The organism is Stenotrophomonas sp. Sm6012, assembly GCF_030985895.1.
GTDB lineage: Bacteria > Pseudomonadota > Gammaproteobacteria > Xanthomonadales > Xanthomonadaceae > Stenotrophomonas > Stenotrophomonas forensis.
In genome coordinates, this window is sequence record NZ_JAPTFX010000286.1 from 1 (window position 1) to 1,080 (window position 1,080).

General features: G+C 68.1%; 1 protein-coding gene. It reads left to right on the top strand.

All coding sequences use genetic code 11. The features are described from left to right. Nucleotides 1–1,052 (top strand): lipid A deacylase LpxR family protein (locus O0J73_RS22410; RefSeq protein WP_308309681.1); only part of this gene is annotated, 1,052 nt, incomplete at its 5' end. Nucleotides 1,053–1,080 lie beyond the last annotated feature (28 nt).

Consider the following 1,080-nt stretch of genomic DNA (forward strand, 5'->3'; position numbering starts at 1 on the left):
GCCTTGCAGCCCTCGGGCTGTCCGGCCTGCTTGCCGCTGCCCTCCCCCTTGCCGCCCAGGCCGCCGAACGATGCGGCCCGGATGCGATGCGCGACCACCCGCCACAGGTCAACATCCGCGTCGACAACGACCTGTTCGGTGGCCGCCACCAGGACCAGGGCTACACCAACGGCGCCCAGCTGACCCTGGTCTCGCCGAACCTGGTCGACTACACCGACGACCCCTGCCTGCCCCGGATGGCGCGGTGGGTGAACCAGTACCTGGAAGGCCTGCACCCCGGCAGGTTCGAGCAGCAGAACATGATCTTCAGCATCGGCCAGGGCATCTTCACCCCGACCGATCCGGCCCGCCGCGACCTGATCAAGGATGATCGACCGTATGCCGGCGTGCTGATCGCCAGCTTCGGCTTCAACGCGCGCAGCGGCGACCGCCTGCAGACCACGCAGCTGACGCTGGGCGTGGTCGGTCCGTGGGCACAGGGCAAGCAGGTGCAGAATGCGGTGCACAACATCCTCAACGACAAGAAGTTCGAGGGCTGGGACAACCAGCTGCACAACGAACCGCTGTTCATGCTGACCCACGAGCGCATGCGCCGCTGGCCGGCCGATGCCAGCGTCAATGCCGGCGGCTGGGGCTGGGATGCGATCAGCCACTATGGCGGTGCGATCGGCAACCTGGAGACCAAGGCCAACGCCGGCGGTGAAGTGCGTTTCGGCTGGAAGCTACCCGATGATTTCGGCAGCACGCCGCTGCGTCCGGCCGGCGAGAACACCGCGCCGACGCGTGGCGGCCGCCCCAGCGGCTGGTCGTGGCACCTGTTCGCCACCACCGACGCGGCGTGGGTGATCCGCGACATCACCCTGGACGGCAACACGTTCCGCAGCAGCCACAGCGTGGACAAGCGCCACGTGGTGGCCCAGGGCGGCTATGGCATCGCGGTGATGCGCGGACGTTGGAAGTTCGCGGTCGCGCGCTACCACAGCACCCGCGAGTTCTACGGCCAGCGCCAGTCGCCGGTGTTCGGCAGCTTCACCATCAGCCGCTCGCTGTAAGCGAGGGGCGGATGGTGAAGCGGGTAGG